Annotated in this window: 3 protein-coding genes and 1 pseudogene; 2 read left to right on the top strand and 2 right to left on the bottom strand. The window is 75.7% G+C overall.

What is annotated here, in order from left to right:
- Positions 1-156, bottom strand: a pseudogene (locus AB0I76_RS27740) (DUF3159 domain-containing protein); the annotation flags it as partial.
- 75 nt (positions 157-231) lie between these two features.
- Between AB0I76_RS27740 and AB0I76_RS27745 the strand changes: the two are divergent.
- Positions 232-1,119: a phosphatase PAP2 family protein gene (locus AB0I76_RS27745; protein WP_357041438.1), complete on the top strand. Its 888-nt coding sequence runs from the start codon at positions 232-234 to the stop codon at positions 1,117-1,119.
- A 14-nt stretch (positions 1,120-1,133) separates the two neighbouring features.
- Positions 1,134-1,802 (top strand): maleylpyruvate isomerase N-terminal domain-containing protein, encoded by a 669-nt coding sequence (locus AB0I76_RS27750; RefSeq protein ID WP_357041441.1) that lies wholly within the window; start codon positions 1,134-1,136, stop codon positions 1,800-1,802.
- Positions 1,803-1,809: 7 nt separating this feature from the next.
- Here the strand turns inward: AB0I76_RS27750 and AB0I76_RS27755 are convergent.
- Positions 1,810-2,420 (bottom strand): DUF1028 domain-containing protein (locus AB0I76_RS27755; protein ID WP_357041444.1); only part of this gene is annotated, 611 nt, incomplete at its 5' end.

The raw sequence follows: 2,420 nt of genomic DNA on the forward strand, positions 1-2,420 counted from the left end.
CCCACCGGCGAGCGAGTTCCCGCCGAGCAGCCAGCCGACGGCGAACGCCACCGGCGGCAGAGTCGCGTCGACCGCGCCCCGCCGCCCGCCCAGCAGATCGGCGAGCGACTCCGCCGGCTGCGGCGGTGGCGCTCCGTGGTCCGGTGTGCCGGTCACCGTCACCTCCTCAGGTCAGACCCAACCTATCGGCCACCTCCCACCGGCCGTCGGGCCGGAGGCGGCCGATAGGTTGTGCGGGTGCGAGTGACGGCAAGGGGTTCAACCGCGGTCTGGCTGGTCGTGCTGGCGCTCGCCCAGACCGCCGCCTTTCTGGTGGTGTGGCGCTTCGCCGTCGACTCCGAGCTGGGCCAGTGGATCGACACGGTGGCGCTCACCGGCAACCAGATCGGCCAGGACCGCATCGACGGCCCGGTCAACACCGTCCTCAACGCGATGTCCGTGGTCGCCCTGGTCGCGGTCACCGCCGTCATCGGCTTCATCGCGCTCATCCGGGGCCGCATCGCGCTGGCCGTCACCGTCACCCTGCTGATCGTCGGCGCCAACGCCACCACCCAACTGCTCAAGTACGGGCTGGTCCGGCCGGACTTCGGCATCGACCCGGAACGGGCAGCCGTCGGCAACAGCCTGCCGAGCGGCCACACCACGGTCGCCGCCGCCGTCGCGGTGGCACTGGTGCTCGTCCTGCCCCGCACCATCCGCGCCGCCGGCGCGTTCGTGACCACCGCGTACGCGGCCATCGCCGGCGTGGCCACCCTCTCGGCGGGCTGGCACCGGCCCAGCGACGCGGTGGCGGCGTACCTGGTGGTCGGTGTGTGGGCCGCGCTCGCCGGCCTGCTGCTGCTGGTCACCCAGCGGGAGCAGGCGCAGGTGGAGTCGGCCGACGCGCACCGCGTCGCCGCCGGAATCCTCGGCGTGGGGGGTCTGCTGGCCGTCGCCGGCTCCGCGCTGGCGCTGACCTGGCTGGTCGACGTGCCCCGGGTGGCGCCGGACGAGTTGGGCCGGCATCCACTCCTCGTCGGGTACGCCGGCAGCGCCGCCGGCATCGCCGGCACCATGGCTGTGGTGATGGCCCTGGTGCTGACCAGCGTCCACCGGCTCGTCCCGCGCTACAAGGGCTGACGGGCCGGACCGGGATGCAGGCGATACGCGCGGCGTTCCGGGACGAGTGCGCGCGGTTGGGCGAGGTGCTCGCCGGCCTCGACACCGCCGATCTCGACCGTCCCACCGGCTGCCCGCCGTGGACGGTGCGGGAACTGCTGGCACACGTCCGGACCGGAGCCGGTCGGCTGGTCGACATGCTCGCCGCACCCGCCCCGCCCCGCGCCGAGGTCGACGCCGCCGGCTACTTCGGCGCCGCGAAGTTCAGCCCCGCGGTGGACGTCGACCGGATCGACGGGGGCCGCCGGGCGGCCCACTCCGGCGACGGGGCGGCGCTGGCAGCGGACTTCGACCGGGCCTGGCGGGCCACCCTCGACGTGGTGGACCGGGCACCGGCCGATCGGGTGGTGCGCACCCGGCACGGCGACGCGATGGCGCTCACCGAGTTCCTCCGTACCCGGGTGGTGGAGGTGGGGGTGCACGGCCTGGACGTGGCCGCGGCGCTGGACCGGGACCCGTGGCTGACCCCGACCGCGGCGGCGCTGATCGCCGACCTGCTCACCGGCGGGCGGGCGGTTCCGCCGGAGCTGGGCTGGGACCGGCTGACCCTGATCCGCAAGACCACCGGCCGTGCCCCGCTGACCGCGCACGAGCGGGCCGCCGTCGACGCGGCCCGCTTCGGCTGGCTCCGCTTCGCCGCCTGAGCGCCGGTCAGGGGGCGGGCGTCGGCTCGCTCGCCGTCCGGGGTGCCGGGACGTACGGGACGGTCTTGCGCAGGTGGTCCAGCACGATCGGGTCGAGCTTGCCCGGGACCAGACGCTCCTCCAGGTTCTCCATCCCGGCCCAGGACACCAGCGCCTCCTCCGGTGCCGCCGGGTCGACCGGCTGGCCCAGCGCCGCCAGCAGCGTCGCGACCTCCGCGGCGACCGCGCCGGTCAGGTCGAGCAGCGTCGCCGGGTCGGGGCGGCTGAACAGCAGAGTGTGGATCGCGAGCAGCCGGCCCAGCTCGGCGACCGGGTCGGGGTGGTCGTCGACCCGGAGGTCCACCAGGACGTCGCTGGTGCCCGCGTACCCACCGTCGCGCTCGACCACCAGCAGCCCGGCGCTCTGCCGACCACGGCGATCGCCCCCGGCCTGATCGCCGGCGCGCAGCGCGGCGACGAGCCGCTCCGGGAACGACAGCGACGCCCCGCCCAACCAGCCGTCGCGGACCGCGTCGATCACGTGCGGACCGGCCAGGATGTTGCCCTGCGCCGCCCAGCCGTCGCCGGCCTGCCCGCCCGCCCAGGGGTGGCACTGCGGGCCGGTCCAGGTCGCGCCCG

Source organism: Micromonospora sp. NPDC049799, from assembly GCF_040656655.1.
GTDB lineage: Bacteria > Actinomycetota > Actinomycetes > Mycobacteriales > Micromonosporaceae > Micromonospora.

Coding starts and splice junctions, on each gene's coding strand:
- AB0I76_RS27750 (WP_357041441.1), top strand. CDS start 1,134: ATGCAGGCGATACGCGCGGCGTTCCGGGACGAGTGCGCGCGGTTGGGC.